We start from the raw sequence: 15,404 nt of genomic DNA, 5'->3' as shown, positions 1-15,404 counted from the left end.
CAGACGAACAGCCCTTTCTGGGCCACATAAGGGTGGTACAGGTTGTACAGGGCCAGCGCCTGGGCCACCGAGGCGCCAGTGGCGCTGATGCCGTTGGACTGGTTGAAGATGCGCACGCCCTTGGCGAACAGGTCCTGGTAGATCTGGCTGTTGAGCAGCAGGCTGTTGCCGGTGGTGCCGGCGGCCGCGGCCTGCACGAATACGCCGGGGGCGATCCCCAGGGTGCTGCCGGCCAAGGCCTGCGCCACTTCGGCGCCGTGCATGTTGCCGTTGGCGCCACCGCTGCTGTAGACGGTCTTGCTGATGCGGCCGGCCAATTGGGGATCGCTGACATCGAAATCGGTATCGACCACGCCCACCATGACGCCGGCGCCGGTCATGCCTTGCGCGTGGGCGGCCTTGGCGTTGCTGGGGTCGAGTACGTCCAGCATGGCTGGCGGCGCCACTGTCGGCGGCGTTATCGCATTGCCGTTGTTGTCAGTTGCGGGAGGCGGGGTGGTCGGCACCGCGGGCGCCGGCGGATTAGCGTTGCTGCTGCCGCCGCCTCCCCCACCGCAGCCTGAAACCATGACCGACACGGCCATGGCGATCACCGACAATGAATATCCGGCAGACAGTTCCTTGTTCATGACATCCTCAGAATATTTGCTTCAATCATTGGCCAGGCAGGCCATCCGTTTACTGTATTAACGGACGTCGCCTGGCTTTCTTGAACGGCAAATCGCGAGTTTGTCGGAGCTGTCTTCCTACATTTTCATCTCAAAAAATAACGCATTCCAGCGTCGGTCAAACAGGCAAGCCTCGCATCACCAGGCCGACCCAGTGCGAAGTCGATTCATCCACGCCCGGCGAATTTTTCCTGGCGCCGCCGCCCTTGCCCAGCGATGAGTTGTAAACCACTTTATTGGCGCGCCGCGCCAGCCTTTGCCTGATGCGCCCGGTCTGCCGGTCGCCGTATTCAACGATCTCGTGGAACATCGATTTCAGCAGCGGATCGTCGTACATGTCTTGCTCCAGCTGGCGCCAGACGTCGCACTCGTTCCAGCGCCGGAAACGCATGTAAGTAGTATTCCATTTGCCGAATTCGGCAGGCAGGCTGCGCCAGATGGATTTACTGCTGATGATCCAAAGCACGGCATCGATAAACAAGCGGTTGTCCCGGCCCTTGGCGCCGGGATCGCCTTGCTTGCCGATCAACAGAGGCTCCAGTTTCTGCCATTGGCTGTCTAGAAGTTTCATCTTTGATTTCCTGTCTTTGCCTATTTCGCCGTTGCCTCAGGCAAGTTCAGCGTTGTCAAACAAAGCCATGTCCGCGCTGCACATGAGTTTTTCTATATCGATCAGGATCAGCATGCGCTGTTCCACCGTGCCCAGGCCGCTGAGATACTCCGCCGACAGCGCCGCCCCGAATTCAGGCGGCGGCTTGATTTCGTCGCGGCTCAACGTCAGCACATCGGATACGCCGTCCACCAATATGCCGACCACACGCTCGGCGATATTCAAGATGATCACGACGGTCTGGTGGTTGTACTGGATGTTTTCAAGGCGGAACTTGATGCGCAGGTCGACGATAGGCACGATGATGCCGCGCAGGTTGGTCACGCCCTTGATGAATTCCGGCGCATGGGCAATCCGCGTCACGGCTTCGTAATCACGGATTTCCTGCACTTTCAATATGTCGATTCCATATTCTTCGCTGCCAAGCGTGAACACCAGGAATTTCTGTCCTTCCGACTCATCCTGCCCTGCCAGGATTTTATTGTGATCGTTGACCATTTGATTTTCTCTATCCTTTCAAAATTTCTTGCCAGGCGCCGGCCGGCGCCATGCTTCAGGCCGCTGCCAGCAACGGCGCCTTCTCGCGGCCGGCGCGCTGCAGCGCTGCGACATCGACGATCAGGGCAACGCTGCCGTCGCCAAGGATGGTGGCGGCGGAAATGCCCGCGACCTTGCGGTAATTGGTTTCCAGGTTCTTCACCACCACCTGGTGCTGCCCGACCAGCTGGTCCACCAGCAAGGCGAAGCGTTTTCCCTCGCCGTGCAAGATCACCACGATGCCTTGGGTCGGATCGGTGCGGGCGTCGGCGACGCTGAATACCCGGTGCAATTCGGTCAGCGGCAAATATTCGCCGCGCACGTGCAGCACCTGTTCTTCATTGCTCACGGAATGGATGTCTTCAGCACGCGGCTGCAAGGATTCGATCACGTAATTCAGAGGCAGGATGTAGACTTCATTGCCGACCTTGACCGACATGCCGTCCAGGATCGCCAGCGTCAGCGGCAATACGATCTTGGTGGTGGTGCCGTTGCCCTGGCGCGATGCGATTTCGACATGGCCGCCCATCTCCTGGATGTTGCGCTTGACCACGTCCATGCCGACGCCGCGTCCCGAGACATCGGTAATTTTTTCAGCGGTGGAGAATCCCGGCGCAAAGATCAATTGCCAGACTTCGTCGTCGCTGATCGTGTCGCTGATCGCCATCCCTTGCTGGATCGCCTTTGCCAGGATCTTTTCGCGGTTCAAGCCGGCGCCGTCGTCGCTGACTTCGATCACGATATTGCCGCCCTGGTGCTGGGCCGACAACAGCAGCTCGCCGACCGGATCCTTGCCGGCGGCGATGCGCTGCTCCGGCTGTTCGATGCCATGGTCCAGGCTGTTGCGCGCCAGGTGGGTCAAGGGATCGATGATGCGTTCGATCAGGCTCTTGTCCAGTTCCGTGGCCTTGCCGAAAGTCACCAGCTGCACCTGCTTGCCGAGCTTGTCGGTCAAGTCCCTGACCAGGCGCGGGAAACGGCTGAATACGTAATCCATCTGCATCATGCGGATCGACATGACCGATTCCTGCAGGTCGCGCGCGTTGCGTTCGAGCTGCCCCATGCCGTTCAGCAGGCGCTCATGCAGCACCGGATCCAGCGTCGCCGCGGTCTGCGCCAGCATCGACTGGGTGATCACCAGTTCTCCCACCAGGTTGATGATCTGGTCGACCTTTTCCACGTCGACGCGGATCGAACTGGATTCCTTGGCAGCTGCAGGCGCTGCTGCAACGGTAGCAGCGGTTGCAGCCTTCGGCGGCGCCGTGGCTGCCGTGATGGCAATCACCTTCGCCGGCGCCGGTTCTGGCGGCTCAGCCGGAAGCGGTTCGGCTGCCGGCAGCGCCGGCGTTGCCGCTTCCTGCGTGATGTCGATCTGGTCGATGTCGATGATGAAACAGCACACGGCGATGATGTCGTCCGCCTCGCAGCTGGTTTCCAGCCACAGGGTCAGGCTGTCCTCGCTTTGCGTCTGCGCCGCCACGGTTCCCAGGTTTTCCAGCTCCGCGCTCAGCAGCTTGCGGTCGCTCTCGGATATCCGGGAAAAACGTACGCGCAGCTGCGCGTTGCCGGCGGCAGCGGCAGCCGGCGCCGGCACTGCCGCCGCCACCGCTACTGGCGCAGGCGCCGCAGGCTTGGCGCCGGCGCTTTCCTCCTGCGCCAGCTGTTGCAGCACCGCGCAAATCCGCGCGACCATGTCGGGATCGGGCTCGGCGCCGGCCCGGTAAGCACTTATCTGTTCTTGTAGCACGTCTTTGGTTTCCAAAAAGGCATCGATCATTTCCTTGCGCAGTCGTATTTCCTGATGACGGGCACGGTCCAGTAAATTTTCCAAGAGATGCGTGGTGTCGGTCAGCGCGACAAACCCGAAGGTAGCTGCGCCGCCCTTGATCGAATGCGCGGCGCGGAATATGGCGTTCAGGTGCTCGCTGTCGGGCGCGTCCATGTCGAGCCCCAGCAGCAACTGTTCCATTTCGGCCAGCAGTTCATCCGCTTCTTCAAAGAAGGTCTGGTAAAACTCGGTGATATCCATATCGTTTGTGATCTCCTTACTGCGTTCTTTGATTGTCCGGCTTATCGCTATTCGGCCAGCATGCTGGCGACCACTTCGAGCAAGGTTGCAGGTTCTATCGGCTTTCTCAGCCAGCCGCTGGCGCCTGCTGCGCGCGCGCCGGCTTTTTCGGCGTCGCTGGCTTCGGTGGTCAGCACCAGGATCGGCGTCTCGGCATGGTTTTCCAGCTGCCGCAGTTCGCGAATCAGCTGGTGGCCGCCCATCGCCGGCATGTTCCAGTCGGTCAGCACCAGGTCGACCGCCGCCGTCCGGGCATGCAGCATCGCAGCCGTGCCGTCCGCCGCCAGCAGGACCTGGTAGTCGCCCTCGGCCAAGGCTGCTGCAATCAGCTTGCGCATGACCGCCGAGTCATCCACCACCAGTATTGTCCTAGTCGTCATATGGCTCCTGTGTCATGGCTGGGCTGCGGCAGCAGGCTTGGGCGCGCTGTCCCGCAGCTGGCCGGCGCTGTCCTTCTGTCCGTCGAGCTTGAGGCCGGCGTTGCTGCCGCTGCTGTTTTCCTGTTCGATCTGCGCCTGCGCGCGCCGGTTCAGCACCACGATGCTGATGCGGCGGTTGATTGGATCGAGCGGGTCGGCCTTGTTCAAATCCATGGTCGACGCCACGCCCATCACGCGCAGCACCTTTTGTTCCGTCATGCCGCCGCTGACCAGTTCGCGCCGCGATGCATTCGCCCTGTCGGCCGACAGCTCCCAGTTGCTGTAAGACTTCGAACCGGGCACATAAGGCGTTGCATCGGTGTGTCCGGCCAGGGTGATCTTGTTCGGCAATTCATTGAGCACCGGCCCGATCTCGTGCAGGATGGTGCTCATGTACGGCTGCACCTTGGCGCTGGAAAGATCGAACATCGGCCGGTTGCGGTTATCTACGATCTGGATCCGCAATCCTTCGCTGGTGATGTCGATCAGCAGCTGCGGCCGGAACTGCTTGAGCACCGGATTCGCATCGATCACCTGCTCCAGCCGTTTCTTCAGCTGCTTCAGCCGGTCGGCATCGGCGCTATCCGGGTTGCTGCGCTTGTCGTCGCCGTCGACCTGGGTAAAATCGGTGCCGCCGCCGGGAATCACGCTGCTGCTGGTGCTGCTTTTTTCACCGCCGCTGATGGCGACCTTGAGCGGCATCTTGAAATACTCCGCGATTCCTTCCCTTTGCTTGGGAGAAGAAATCGACAGCAGCCACATCACCAGGAAAAAAGCCATCATCGCCGTCATGAAATCGGCGTAGGCGATCTTCCAGCTGCCGCCATGCGCCTGGTGCTTGGCGGCGCTTATCCGCTTGACGACAATGCGCTGCTTGAGCTTGCTCATGCGGCCTCCGCACCGGGCCGGCAGGCGCTAGCGGCTTTTGACTTGGCGCACATGGTCATCCAGCTCCGTGAACGATGGGCGTTCGGTCGAGTACAGCACCTTGCGGCCGAATTCCACCGCCAGCTGCGGCGCATAGCCGTTCAGATTGGCCAGCAAAGTGACCTTGATGCACTGGTACACCTTTACCGATTCCGCAACCTGGTGTTCGATCAGGGTCGCCAGCGGCGACACGAATCCATAAGCCAGCAAGATCCCCAGGAAAGTGCCTACCATCGCATGCGCAATCAGTTCGCCCATTTCCGACGGCGGCAGGTTGGCCGATGCCAGCGCATGCACCACGCCCATCACCGCCGCCACGATGCCGAACGCCGGCAAGGCGTCGCCGACCTTGGCCAGGCTGTGCGCCGGCACCTCGGCCTCGTGCTTGTAGGTTTCTATCTCGTGGTCCATCAGCGATTCGATTTCAAATGCGTCCATGTTGCCGCTGACGATCAGCCGCAGGTAGTCAGTGAGGAATTCGATCACGCGCGGATCGTGCTGCACCAGCGGATACGGGGCGAAGACGGGGCTGTTCAAAGGGTCGTCGATATCCGCTTCCAGCGCCAGCATGCCGTCCTTGCGCGCTTTCGCCAGCAACACGTAGAGCAAGGCCATCAGCTCCATGTACAGGGCCTTGTCGTGCTTGGAACTGCGCAGCAGTTTCGGCAGCTCCCTGACGGTGGCCATGATGGCCTTGCCATCGTTGCCGACCACAAAGGCGCCGACTCCGGCGCCGCCGATCATCAGCAATTCGACCGGCTGGAACAACACGCCGAGGTGGCCGCCCATCATGGCATAACCGCCAAACACAGAAGCTATGACAACGATATAGCCAACAAAAACTAGCACTTTTGATTCCCCTTGAAATAAACCTTATGCAGCCGCAGCCGCCACTGTCGCCACCAGGCTCAGGCCAGCCCGCCGTTAGCAAGGCCGGCAACCTGCCGCACCGGAAGCGGCATATACCCATGCGCCGGAACCAGATCTGCTCCAGGCAAGGCCGGGGAATCCAGCTTGCGCGTCTTGCCGGCGCGCGACGGCGGCCGGCACAAGACGCAGACGAAACCGTTCTGCAAGTCATGGGCATGGGCGACGAAGCGGCCGTTGCAGCGGCTGCAGGTGCTGAGCTGCAGCATGCCGCTGTCGAAGAATCGGGTCAGCGTCCAGGCCCGCGTGAAGTCCAGCACCGGCTTGCCGCCTTGCCGTTCGACCTGCTCCAGGTAGAGCCGGTAGCTCTTGACCACAGCAACGATCTGCTGGCCGTCGCCATGCGCGACCATGAAACGGTAAATGTTGTAGAACATCGACGAATGGATATTCGACAGCCAGGTCATGAACCAGTCGGTGGAAAACGGCAGCAATCCCTTGGGCGGCGAAATGCCTTTGATTTCCTTGTACAGCTTGATCAGGCGGTCGCGGCTCAAGGAAGTTTCCGCTTCCAGGAACTGCAGGCGTGCGCCGAGCTTGATCAGGTCGATCGCGAGCTGGATTTCCTGGGCTTCCAGGATCACGCTTTTGTTAGTAGCCATGGTTGCCGGCCTCGATAGTCAAAGCCATGGCGGAAAATGAATCTGGCCGCTTCATCGGATGCCTTCCAGCGGTTGTCCTGCCAGCAGGATGGAAGCGTGCGCCTGTTGCAAGGCATGGTCTTTGTCGGTATGCGTCAAAGATGAAAGAATCGCGTGGTCGTCGAACCGGAAACGGCACAACAAGAGGCTGGACGCGGCCAGCTTCACCACTTGCGACAAAGAGAGGTTGCCGAGCAGCTCGGCCAGTTCCCGGCTCAATCCCATACGAAACATGGCTGTCGCTTTATCCTCCCGCAACAGACGTTGTGCCAGCAGCAGATAAGAAAGATTCACTTCGCTTATCTCGTTTACAAATCCATTACTGTCCATGCTTTCCCCCAGACTGAAACTACTTATGAATGTTTACGGCACTTGGTGAGCAATCTTTTAGTTTTTGTCTTTTTGCGCTGCTTCAAAGCAATTATGAAATGTTTCAAAAAAGAAATAAGTCGGTAAGGTTCTCGATATGGATGAAATATTTGGCTGAGTCGATGTAGGTATTGTTCCTACGTCAGCACCGCATTGCGCGGCTGCCAGGGAGAGTGGTGAAAACAGAGGGCGTATAGCGCTTTTGTCAGGGCATTGCGTGGCTTGCCTTGAGCTGCAAAGCAAGCCGGTCCAGCGCATTTTGCAGACGGTCGTAGACGACTTCTATAGCCTCTGACGGGTTATTGCGCGATTGGTTCTCGATTTCCGCCGCCGATTGCGAAATTTCTTTTTGCTGCAATACCGCCGCCGCGCCGCGCAAGGCATGGGCGATGCTCGCGGTCTCCGCCCAGCGCCGGTTTTTTATGTTGAGCTTGAGCCCTGCCAGCTGCAGGTAACCGAACTGCAGCAGGTCGGCCAGCAAGTCGTCGGGCGCTGCAGGTGTCACGGCGGCAGGTTTCTGCGGCACGATCGGCGCCAGCGTTTGCCGCAGCTGTGCGCGGCTGATGGGCTTGGTCAGGATGGCGGTGCAATCCAGCCCCCTTGATTCACGCTGCAGGTAGTCGAGCGACATGCCGCTGTACAGGATCATCGGGATCGCCGGCAAGGCCGACGTGTCGGCTTCCCAGCGCCTGACACGGTGCAGCAGCTCGACCCCGGTCATGTCTTCCAGCACGTAGTCGGTGATGACTGCCGCCGGCCTGGTATGCGCCAGCCATAGCAAGGCTTCGGCGCCGGTGGCGACCAGTTCGCTCTGCCAGCCTTCGGCCGCCAGCTGCGCCTGCAGCATGCGGCGGTTGATAGGATGATCTTCGACCACAAGAATTAAAGCGGAACGCATCGCCACCTCCTAGGAAAGGAGAAGATATCCTGTTTTGACGTTGGCCATGGGGCGCAGCAAGCCGGCTGCAATGCCAACCCCAGGAGCCGTAACAGCATCGCCGGCATCCAGTGTAGCAAACCCGCGATCCGCCGCGGAGAGGACGGGTTCAGCGCGCATTCAGCGGAATACTGAGATTGACCACGGTGCCGACCCCCACTTCGGAGTCGATGCGGATGCTGCCGCGTATCAGGTCGGTAAACTCCTTGGCCAGCGACAAGCCCAGGCCCAGCCCGCGGCTGCGGCCGGCGCGCACCGATTCCGCCTGGTAGAAGTATTCGAACAGATGTTTCAGCTCGGCTTTGGCGATGCCGGGGCCGGTATCGAGCACCCGGATCTTGAGCTTGTCCCTGAACGTGGTCACTTCTATCGTGATGCCGCCGGTGACGGTGAATTTGACGGCGTTGTCGAGCATGTTGTTCAGTATCTGCGACAGCCTGACGCGGTCGCACAGGAAATTGCTCGGCAAATCCGGCGCCAGCCGCATCTGGAAACTCAGGCCCTTCTTGTCGGCATTGATTTTATGCATCGACCCGACGTACTCGAAATAGCTCAGCGTATCGATATTCTCGTGGAATATCACCACCCTGCCGGCTTCGATGCGCGCCAGGTCGAACAGGGTGTTCAGCAAGCCATGCAGGTAGATCGCGCTTTGATGGATCAGGTCGCCGAACTCGCGGCTCTGCGGATCGCTGCTGGTGTCGCGCACCAGCTCGGAATAGCCGTGGACGCCGCTCAAGGGCGTGCGCAGTTCATGCACCACCGTCGCCAGGAAACGGGATTTCCGCTTGTTGGCGTCGCTCGCGCGCCGGCGCATGGCGTCGTATTTGCGCACCACCTCATATTGCCGCTTGATGGTGCGGTAGGCCAGGCTCATCAACAGCAGGATCAGCACGGTCGGCACGCAGGCGTACATCACATAGCCCATCAGCTTGGGGCTTTCCTGTCCCGGCAACGGTTCCGGGTCGGGCAGTTTCACCGACAGCAGCAGCGGATAAGGCTCCAGCTTGCGCGACACCCACGAATGCTGGTCGTCCGGCGCTTTCTGGTCGGCGAAAGGCTGGCTCTTGCTCAGCTCGCTATCGTCCAGCTCCATCACCGTTTCATCTATGCGGCGCAGGATCATCCGTTCGTTGGCCGGCGGTCCGTCGGCGGCAATGCCGTCGCTGCCGACCACCTGCCGCTCGCCGGCGCGGATCCGGTCCAGGCTGGCATACAGGGCCGGCAGGCGGTCCACCGCAAACTCCAGCTCGACGATGCCGGCGAAATCGCCGCGCGCAGAAAAAATGCGGCGCGCCACATGCATTACCCACTGGCCGCTGCCAGGCAGCTTGCGCGGGCGGGAAAAACGCAAGGCGTCATCCAGGTGATCGCGCTGCGCGACATACAGTTCGTTGCCGCTCCAGTCGGCGGCGGCGCCAGGCTTGGTCGAGGCCAGCAGGCGGCCGCCCTGGTCGACGACGTTCAGCTGGGTATACAGGCTGCCAAATATCTTCGTATAGCGCAGCAGGTCTATTTTTCCATCCGCCATCTGGAAATCGTCGCGCACCAGCCGCAGCAGGCGGTCGCGTTCGTCGATGGAACGCAGCAGCCGCTGGGTGAAATCGCGCACCACGATGGTATGGCTGAGCTGGATGGTCTTGACGTCGCGCTCGTAGTCGGAACCTATCTGGTAACCGGCGTACAGCCAGACATAGCCGATGACCAGGATGGCCGTGACGGTGATTGCGTAGACGAGGCGCATGAAACGCGAGCCGCAGAAAATGCCATCCGTTTTTGAAGCGGCTAGCAGGCGACGCCAGGCAGAGGTGAATCTTTGCATTACGATGGGCATACAATCTATTGGAAACTGTGACGGATATTACCGCCACAATACGTGAAGCCCGCCGGCAGCCACGGTGTCAGCACCGGCGCAACTTAACGTATCCGCTATTATCCAGCATCGTACAGGCCCGTCACCTGTCAATTTATGCTGACCAGGACAGGCCGGCTGCCGGCATGATGTTCTTCTGGCATGTCTGCAGCGGCCTCGGCCGGTTCGGAATCTTGTCGTTCAGGCATGCCTGGATCAGCCGTGTCCTCTGCCAGCTGAAAGATGCTGACCGCCTGCAGCAATTCTCCCGCCTGTTCCTGCAAGCTGTGCGCGGCAGCGGCGGCCTGCTCTACCAGCGCCGCATTCTGCTGGGTAGCCTGGTCCATTTGCCCCACCGCCTGGTTGACCTGCTCGATGCCGCTGCTCTGCTGCTCGCTGGCGGCGGCGATTTCAGCCATGATGTCGACCACGCGCCGTATCGAGGCGACGATCTCGCTCATCGCCGCGCCAGCCGCGTCGACCTGCCTGCCGCCGGCATCCACCTTGTCGACCGATGCGCCGATCAAGACCTTGATATCCTTGGCCGCGACCGCCGAACGCTGCGCCAGGTTGCGCACCTCGGCCGCCACCACCGCAAAACCCCGTCCCTGTTCGCCTGCCCGCGCCGCTTCCACCGCGGCGTTCAGCGCCAGGATATTTGTCTGAAAAGCAATGCTGTCGATGACGCCGATGATGTCGCTGATCTGGTGCGAGCTGTCCCTGATCAATGCCATGGTGGCAACTGCCTCGGACACCATCCGGCCGCCGCCCAGCGCCACCGACGCGGCATTTTCAGCCAGCTGGTTGGCTTGCCGCGCATTGTCGGCATTTTGCCTGACGGTCGATGTCAATTGCTCCATCGACGCCGCGGTCTGTTCCAGGCTGGCGGCCTGTTCTTCGGTGCGGCTCGACAAATCCTGGTTGCCGGCCGCGATCTGGCGCGAAGCGGTGACAATGCTCTCGGTTCCGTTGCGTACCCGGCTGACCGTATCCCGCAAGGAAAAAATCATTTCCTTGATCCCCTGCAACAGCTGTCCGGTTTCATCCTTGCCCTTGACTTCGATGCTGGCGCCAAGGTCGCCCTTCGCCACCCGCTGCGCCACCGCGACAGCCGCATGCAGCGGCTTGACGATGCCCGCGGTCAGGCGCCATGCGAACGCCGCGCCGAGGAAGATGGCGAAGGCGCCGAACGTCACCAGCAGGTTGCGGCCGGCGCGATAGTTGGCAGCAATATCCAGCGCCGCCTGGTCGATTGCCTGGCGCTGGACGCCGACAAACTTCTGCAGCTTTTCCAGGTACTCCTTGCGCGCCGGGTCCAGGTCTTTCTCTATCATGGCCACCGCGCTGTCGGCGTTGCCGTACTGGCGCGTGGTCAGCACGGTGTCCCGCATTTCCGTATAGGCGGCGCGCGCCGCGGCGATTTCTCCCAGGGCTTGCCGGCCCTGGTCGTCGGACAGTCCATGCAGCTTGGTCTGCAGCGCCGATGCACGCTCGGATGTCGCGCTCATTTCGGCCTGAAAAATCTTCTGGGTCTTGCTGTCGTCGCTGCGCACCACCGCCATCGTGCGCACCGCGTTGACCGCCACCGCATCCTGCCATTCCGCCGCCAGCCGTTCACGCACCAGGAACTGCGAGACCATGGCGTCGACCGCGGCGCCGGTCTGCTGCAAGCGCCAGATGCCTATTCCTGTGATTGCCACTACCAGCAGCAATATGGCGGTAAATCCGATGCTCAGCCGGACCCCTATTCTTGTATTTGCGAAATTCATGTCCCCTCCCCTTTTTTTAGCTCCCGCCCGTCACGCCGTCAGCTTGTTGATCAGGCCGATCTCGTCGCTGGACATCAGCTTGTCGATATCCAGCAAGATCAGCATGCGGTCGTCGAGCGTGCCCAGGCCGATCAGGTAATCGGTATTGAGGACCGTGCCCATTTCCGGCGCCGGCTTGATCTGCTGGCTGGACAGGGTGATCACATCGGACACGCCGTCGACCACCATGCCTACCGTGCGCTCACCGAGATGGAGGATCACGACCACCGTAAACTGGTCGTAGCTGGAAGCCGCCAGGTTGAACTTGATGCGCATGTCGATGATGGGTGTGATCACGCCGCGCAGGTTGACCACGCCTTTCAGGAAATCGGGCGCGTTGGCGATCTGGGTGACATTGTCGTAACCGCGCAGTTCCTGCACCTTGAGGATATCGATGCCGTACTCTTCCTTGCCCAGGGTAAAGGTCAGGAACTCCTGGCCGGCTACCTCGTGTTGAACGGTTGAACGGCGTATCTGCGTCGGCGTTTGAGCGGCAAGCGTCATGAACTTGATCCTTGAGAATTGAAATGCACCTGTCGCGCCGGACAGAGGAAATCCGGCGCGCGCAGCACTTGGGTGATTCAATATAAACAGGAGCAAGCGCTATCGATATAGCGAAAAGGGATTGAAACAGCCCTCTATTCGAGCAAACCGTGCTCGATCACGTAGCGGGTCAGTTCAGCGTTGGTGCGCACTCCCATTTTCTCGAACACGCGGGAACGATAGACGCTGACGGTCTTGGGGCTGATGGAGAGGTTTTTGGCTATTTCGGTGCGGGTCTGGCCGGAAGCGATCATGCGCACCGTCTGGAATTCGCGGTTGGACAATTGCTCGTGCGGCATCAGGTCGTCTTCCTCGATGACGTGGTTCGCCAGCGATTCCGCCAGGCCCTTGCTGATGTACTTGCGGCCGCGCGCCACCACCCGCACCGCTTCCACCAGTTCATCCGGCGCGCCGTCCTTGGTCAGGTAGGAAGCAGCGCCGGCTTTCAGGGCGCGCACCGCAAACTGTTCCGGGCCATGGCTGCTCAGCACCATGATGCGCAGCATCGGCTCGCGCTTCTTGAGCAGGTGCAGGATTTCAATGCCGTCCTTGCCCGGCATCGAGATATCCAGCAGCAGGACATCGCACGGCTGCTCTCTCAGGATATCGGTGATGCCGTTGTAGTCGCTGGCCTCGCCGATCACGGTGATGCCTGGGCTGGCGTTCAGGATATGCAGTAGCCCGCGCCTGACAATGCGATGATCATCAGCGATCAATACCCGAATCGGTGATGCAACTTTCATTTCCATGACTCTTTGAACAATCTCATTTCACAACCGAGGACTGTGCATTATCGATCTGCAGCCAGGTCCGCACAATACGGGAGCGCAACTATATCAACAATATGCACACATTTTGCTCCGGTGCAGATGAGCGATATTAAATAATCAATATCTGCATGCACTATCGCGGCATTCAGGCAGGCAGCGGCGGCTCCTGCCCATTTTCCAAGCTATAGACCCAGGCCAGCAACTCGGCCACCGCCACATAAAGCTGCGGCGGAACCTGCTGGTCAAGGTCGACATGCATCAGCAGCTTCACCAGATCGGGCGATGCGTGCACATACAAGCCGTGTTCGCGCGCCTTTTGCATGATGGCTTCGGCCACCGCGCCGTAACCTTTCGCCACCACCAGCGGCGCCTGGTCGTGGCGCGCAGGTGATAACGCTACCACGCTTTTCCGAAATGAGCCCTCAGTTTCCACTGCTGCCCGCCCCTCTGCCATTGCCATCTGCCGATTCCATGCCAGCCGGACGTGTGCTGCCGATAAAAAACATTACTCTAATATAATTATTTATCTTTGTTGTCATTTTTTGTATCCAATTCATCATCTGGCGCCGTTTGCGGCAATTGCACCACTTGCAAGCCGCCCAGATGCAAGCCGGCGGTCGAAAATCGCTGCAGCAATCGCGGGCCGCCAGCCTGCATGGATGTGATCGTGGCGGCCTCGGCCGCGCCCAGCTCGGCGCGCCAGCTGCGGTTCGCCAGGCTCAGGCGCAACTCGATGCGGCCGAGCCGGGGCAAGTCCATGCTCAGGCAGGTGCTCCAGCTGCGCGGCGTGTCGTCGTCGGGCTGGCGCCGCCCCTGCTCTGTAATTTCCCATTCCATGCCGGCATCCGGCCAGGCTTCGCCGCTCCAGCGGAATTGCGACAACGCCAGCAGCTCAAGCTGCTGGCGCACCAGCGGCATCGCGTCGGCAGCGATGCTGGCGGCGGCATGGCTCGCGGCGGGAACATGCGCCGGGGCAGCTTCTGCATCGGTCGCCGCCAGCGACAGGGCCAGCCCGGACTGCGGCTCTTGCTGCAACTGAGCCAGCGAGCGTTCGCCGGTGAAAAACTGTAACAGGTGGGATTCGTAAAACAGGCCGCTGTCGGCAACGCTGCGCGCCAGGGTCGCTGCCAGGTGCTGCGGCTGCGGCGCCGCGGCGGCGTCCGGCCACAGGGCTGCGTTGCCGCTTACCGCCTGCCCCTTGGCCGGCGCCGCGCCCAGCAGTTCGCTGATGACGCGCGCTGCCGCACTCAAGCTGGCGCCGTCGGCAACGCCCGGCGCCGGCCGCAGGTTGCCCGCCTGCGCCGGTTGGGCCGGATCGATCCCCAGCTGGCGGTCGATCGCTGCACGCGACGGCAGCCGGGTATCGTTGGCAATCGCCTCGATGTCGGTGATCACGTCCGGCGCATAGATGGCCAGCTGGCCTTTCAACGGCACCAGGTCCGAACGCTGCAGCGCCGCCGGCGCCAGCAGCTTGTCGACCAGGGGCGTGCCGCCGCTCATGATGCTCGGCCAGGCTTACTGGCCGTATGCATGGTTGAGATGCTGCTGCCGATGCATATTGCCCAGCAGGCTGCTCAACTGCGCCAACTCAGGCGTCACGATATCGCGGATTTCGGCGTCGGCAGCCAGGATCCGGCTCAGCAGGCTTTGCTTGCGCGCCAGCTGCAGCGGCTCCAGGGGTTCGGCCAGCTCGATGTCTTTCAAGCGTTCGACATAAGAGCGGAACTGCTGCCCCAGCTGCACCAGGCCATCCCAGTCGCCGGCGCGCGCCAGCTCCAGCATGCGGCCGGTCAGCGGCGCGATCTCTTCGTAGCACTCCATCACTTCGTGTTGAGGCGTCATCTCATCCCCTTGCGGAGCGGTCGCCGGCAGTCGGGCCGGGGGACGCTGCATGCATCTGGCCGCCGCTGATTTCGCGCCAGGCCGAAGCGATATTTTCCAGCAGCCGGTCAGCCTCCTCCAGCAAGGCTGGATCGTTGCGCAGGTTGGCGTACAGCAGGCGCTGGTTGATGTAGTCGTAGAGGGCCGACAGGTTTGCCGCAAGTTCGGCGCCGGCGCTGCCGCCGGCCTCGGCGTCCAGGCTGGCCTTGAGGCCGCTGTCGATGATGCTGACCGCCTTCGAAATGGCGTTGCCTTTGGCGACCACGTCGCCGTTCGCCATATGGTGGCGCGCCATGCTGATGGCAGCTTTGGCGCCGTCGAACAGCATGGTCAGCAGCTGCTGCGGTGAAGCGCTCATGACTGCGCTCTCGATGCCGACCCGGGCATAGGCGCGCGCGCCGGAATTAAGTGTCGGCGCGGCGGCTGAAGATGTATACATGAAACCTC

Annotated in this window: 18 protein-coding genes; all 18 read right to left on the bottom strand. The window is 61.1% G+C overall.

Annotation, left to right across the window (positions count from 1 at the left end; genetic code table 11):
* On the bottom strand, positions 1 to 629 hold a 629-nt coding region (locus AC07RZ_RS21740; RefSeq protein ID WP_494669546.1), incomplete at its 3' end, for a S8 family serine peptidase.
* A 157-nt stretch (positions 630 to 786) separates the two neighbouring features.
* Positions 787 to 1,239 carry a transposase gene (locus AC07RZ_RS21735; protein ID WP_494669545.1) on the bottom strand — a complete coding sequence of 151 codons (453 nt, stop codon included), beginning with the start codon at positions 1,237 to 1,239 and terminating at the stop codon, positions 787 to 789.
* Between the two features lie 36 nt (positions 1,240 to 1,275).
* Positions 1,276 to 1,776, bottom strand: a complete 501-nt coding sequence (locus AC07RZ_RS21730) for a chemotaxis protein CheW (RefSeq protein WP_144742221.1) — start codon at positions 1,774 to 1,776, stop codon at positions 1,276 to 1,278.
* A 55-nt stretch (positions 1,777 to 1,831) separates the two neighbouring features.
* Entirely contained in the window at positions 1,832 to 3,844 is a 2,013-nt protein-coding gene (gene cheA, locus AC07RZ_RS21725) for a chemotaxis protein CheA (protein ID WP_494669544.1), read from the bottom strand.
* Between the two features lie 47 nt (positions 3,845 to 3,891).
* Positions 3,892 to 4,263 carry a response regulator gene (locus AC07RZ_RS21720; protein ID WP_494669543.1) on the bottom strand — a complete coding sequence of 124 codons (372 nt, stop codon included), beginning with the start codon at positions 4,261 to 4,263 and terminating at the stop codon, positions 3,892 to 3,894.
* Positions 4,264 to 4,275: 12 nt separating this feature from the next.
* Positions 4,276 to 5,190 (bottom strand): flagellar motor protein MotB, encoded by a 915-nt coding sequence (gene motB / locus AC07RZ_RS21715; protein WP_494669542.1) that lies wholly within the window; start codon positions 5,188 to 5,190, stop codon positions 4,276 to 4,278.
* 27 nt (positions 5,191 to 5,217) lie between these two features.
* Entirely contained in the window at positions 5,218 to 6,078 is an 861-nt protein-coding gene (motA, locus tag AC07RZ_RS21710) for a flagellar motor stator protein MotA (RefSeq protein WP_494669541.1), read from the bottom strand.
* A gap of 59 nt (positions 6,079 to 6,137) precedes the next feature.
* Positions 6,138 to 6,758 (bottom strand): flagellar transcriptional regulator FlhC, encoded by a 621-nt coding sequence (gene flhC / locus AC07RZ_RS21705; protein WP_144742231.1) that lies wholly within the window; start codon positions 6,756 to 6,758, stop codon positions 6,138 to 6,140.
* A 51-nt stretch (positions 6,759 to 6,809) separates the two neighbouring features.
* Complete coding sequence (gene flhD, locus AC07RZ_RS21700; RefSeq protein WP_014004965.1) at positions 6,810 to 7,127, bottom strand: flagellar transcriptional regulator FlhD; 318 nt, start codon at positions 7,125 to 7,127, stop codon at positions 6,810 to 6,812.
* 244 nt (positions 7,128 to 7,371) lie between these two features.
* Entirely contained in the window at positions 7,372 to 8,064 is a 693-nt protein-coding gene (locus AC07RZ_RS21695; protein WP_494669540.1) for an Hpt domain-containing response regulator, read from the bottom strand.
* A gap of 148 nt (positions 8,065 to 8,212) precedes the next feature.
* Positions 8,213 to 9,847 (bottom strand): sensor histidine kinase, encoded by a 1,635-nt coding sequence (locus AC07RZ_RS21690; protein ID WP_494669539.1) that lies wholly within the window; start codon positions 9,845 to 9,847, stop codon positions 8,213 to 8,215.
* 218 nt (positions 9,848 to 10,065) lie between these two features.
* The gene (locus AC07RZ_RS21685; protein WP_494669538.1) at positions 10,066 to 11,724 is read right to left on the bottom strand and encodes a methyl-accepting chemotaxis protein; all 1,659 of its coding nucleotides are present in this window, start codon (positions 11,722 to 11,724) and stop codon (positions 10,066 to 10,068) included.
* Positions 11,725 to 11,754: 30 nt separating this feature from the next.
* A complete protein-coding gene (locus AC07RZ_RS21680) occupies positions 11,755 to 12,267 on the bottom strand; it encodes a chemotaxis protein CheW (RefSeq protein WP_494669537.1) in 513 nt (170 codons plus the stop codon).
* A gap of 134 nt (positions 12,268 to 12,401) precedes the next feature.
* Positions 12,402 to 13,049: a response regulator gene (locus AC07RZ_RS21675; protein ID WP_217647603.1), complete on the bottom strand. Its 648-nt coding sequence runs from the start codon at positions 13,047 to 13,049 to the stop codon at positions 12,402 to 12,404.
* Positions 13,050 to 13,221: 172 nt separating this feature from the next.
* Positions 13,222 to 13,530, bottom strand: coding sequence for an EscU/YscU/HrcU family type III secretion system export apparatus switch protein (locus tag AC07RZ_RS21670; protein ID WP_494669549.1), 309 nt, complete (start codon positions 13,528 to 13,530; stop codon positions 13,222 to 13,224).
* Between the two features lie 65 nt (positions 13,531 to 13,595).
* Positions 13,596 to 14,576 (bottom strand): flagellar hook-length control protein FliK, encoded by a 981-nt coding sequence (gene fliK / locus AC07RZ_RS21665; protein WP_494669536.1) that lies wholly within the window; start codon positions 14,574 to 14,576, stop codon positions 13,596 to 13,598.
* Between the two features lie 15 nt (positions 14,577 to 14,591).
* On the bottom strand, positions 14,592 to 14,918 hold the full coding sequence (locus AC07RZ_RS21660) for a flagellar protein FliT (RefSeq protein ID WP_494669535.1): 327 nt from the start codon (positions 14,916 to 14,918) through the stop codon (positions 14,592 to 14,594).
* A 1-nt stretch (position 14,919) separates the two neighbouring features.
* Positions 14,920 to 15,396: a flagellar export chaperone FliS gene (fliS, locus tag AC07RZ_RS21655; RefSeq protein WP_494669534.1), complete on the bottom strand. Its 477-nt coding sequence runs from the start codon at positions 15,394 to 15,396 to the stop codon at positions 14,920 to 14,922.
* Between the last annotated feature and the right edge of the window lie 8 nt (positions 15,397 to 15,404).

It is taken from the genome of Collimonas sp. GW821-FHT07E08 (assembly GCF_059418905.1).
This window is presented reverse-complemented; position numbering and strand designations above follow the sequence as displayed.

Bases quoted from the DNA above. Each gene is read 5' to 3' on its own strand.
- AC07RZ_RS21720 (WP_494669543.1), bottom strand. From the start codon at position 4,263: ATGACGACTAGGACAATACTGGTGGTGGATGACTCGGCGGTCATGCGC.
- AC07RZ_RS21695 (WP_494669540.1), bottom strand. From the start codon at position 8,064: ATGCGTTCCGCTTTAATTCTTGTGGTCGAAGATCATCCTATCAACCGC.
- AC07RZ_RS21730 (WP_144742221.1), bottom strand. From the start codon at position 1,776: ATGGTCAACGATCACAATAAAATCCTGGCAGGGCAGGATGAGTCGGAA.
- AC07RZ_RS21675 (WP_217647603.1), bottom strand. From the start codon at position 13,049: ATGAAAGTTGCATCACCGATTCGGGTATTGATCGCTGATGATCATCGC.
- AC07RZ_RS21670 (WP_494669549.1), bottom strand. From the start codon at position 13,530: ATGGCAGAGGGGCGGGCAGCAGTGGAAACTGAGGGCTCATTTCGGAAA.
- flhD (WP_014004965.1), bottom strand. From the start codon at position 7,127: ATGGACAGTAATGGATTTGTAAACGAGATAAGCGAAGTGAATCTTTCT.
- AC07RZ_RS21690 (WP_494669539.1), bottom strand. From the start codon at position 9,847: ATGCGCCTCGTCTACGCAATCACCGTCACGGCCATCCTGGTCATCGGC.
- fliK (WP_494669536.1), bottom strand. From the start codon at position 14,576: ATGAGCGGCGGCACGCCCCTGGTCGACAAGCTGCTGGCGCCGGCGGCG.
- AC07RZ_RS21685 (WP_494669538.1), bottom strand. From the start codon at position 11,724: ATGAATTTCGCAAATACAAGAATAGGGGTCCGGCTGAGCATCGGATTT.
- fliS (WP_494669534.1), bottom strand. From the start codon at position 15,396: ATGTATACATCTTCAGCCGCCGCGCCGACACTTAATTCCGGCGCGCGC.
- cheA (WP_494669544.1), bottom strand. From the start codon at position 3,844: ATGGATATCACCGAGTTTTACCAGACCTTCTTTGAAGAAGCGGATGAA.
- AC07RZ_RS21735 (WP_494669545.1), bottom strand. From the start codon at position 1,239: ATGAAACTTCTAGACAGCCAATGGCAGAAACTGGAGCCTCTGTTGATC.
- AC07RZ_RS21680 (WP_494669537.1), bottom strand. From the start codon at position 12,267: ATGACGCTTGCCGCTCAAACGCCGACGCAGATACGCCGTTCAACCGTT.
- flhC (WP_144742231.1), bottom strand. From the start codon at position 6,758: ATGGCTACTAACAAAAGCGTGATCCTGGAAGCCCAGGAAATCCAGCTC.
- AC07RZ_RS21660 (WP_494669535.1), bottom strand. From the start codon at position 14,918: ATGACGCCTCAACACGAAGTGATGGAGTGCTACGAAGAGATCGCGCCG.
- motB (WP_494669542.1), bottom strand. From the start codon at position 5,190: ATGAGCAAGCTCAAGCAGCGCATTGTCGTCAAGCGGATAAGCGCCGCC.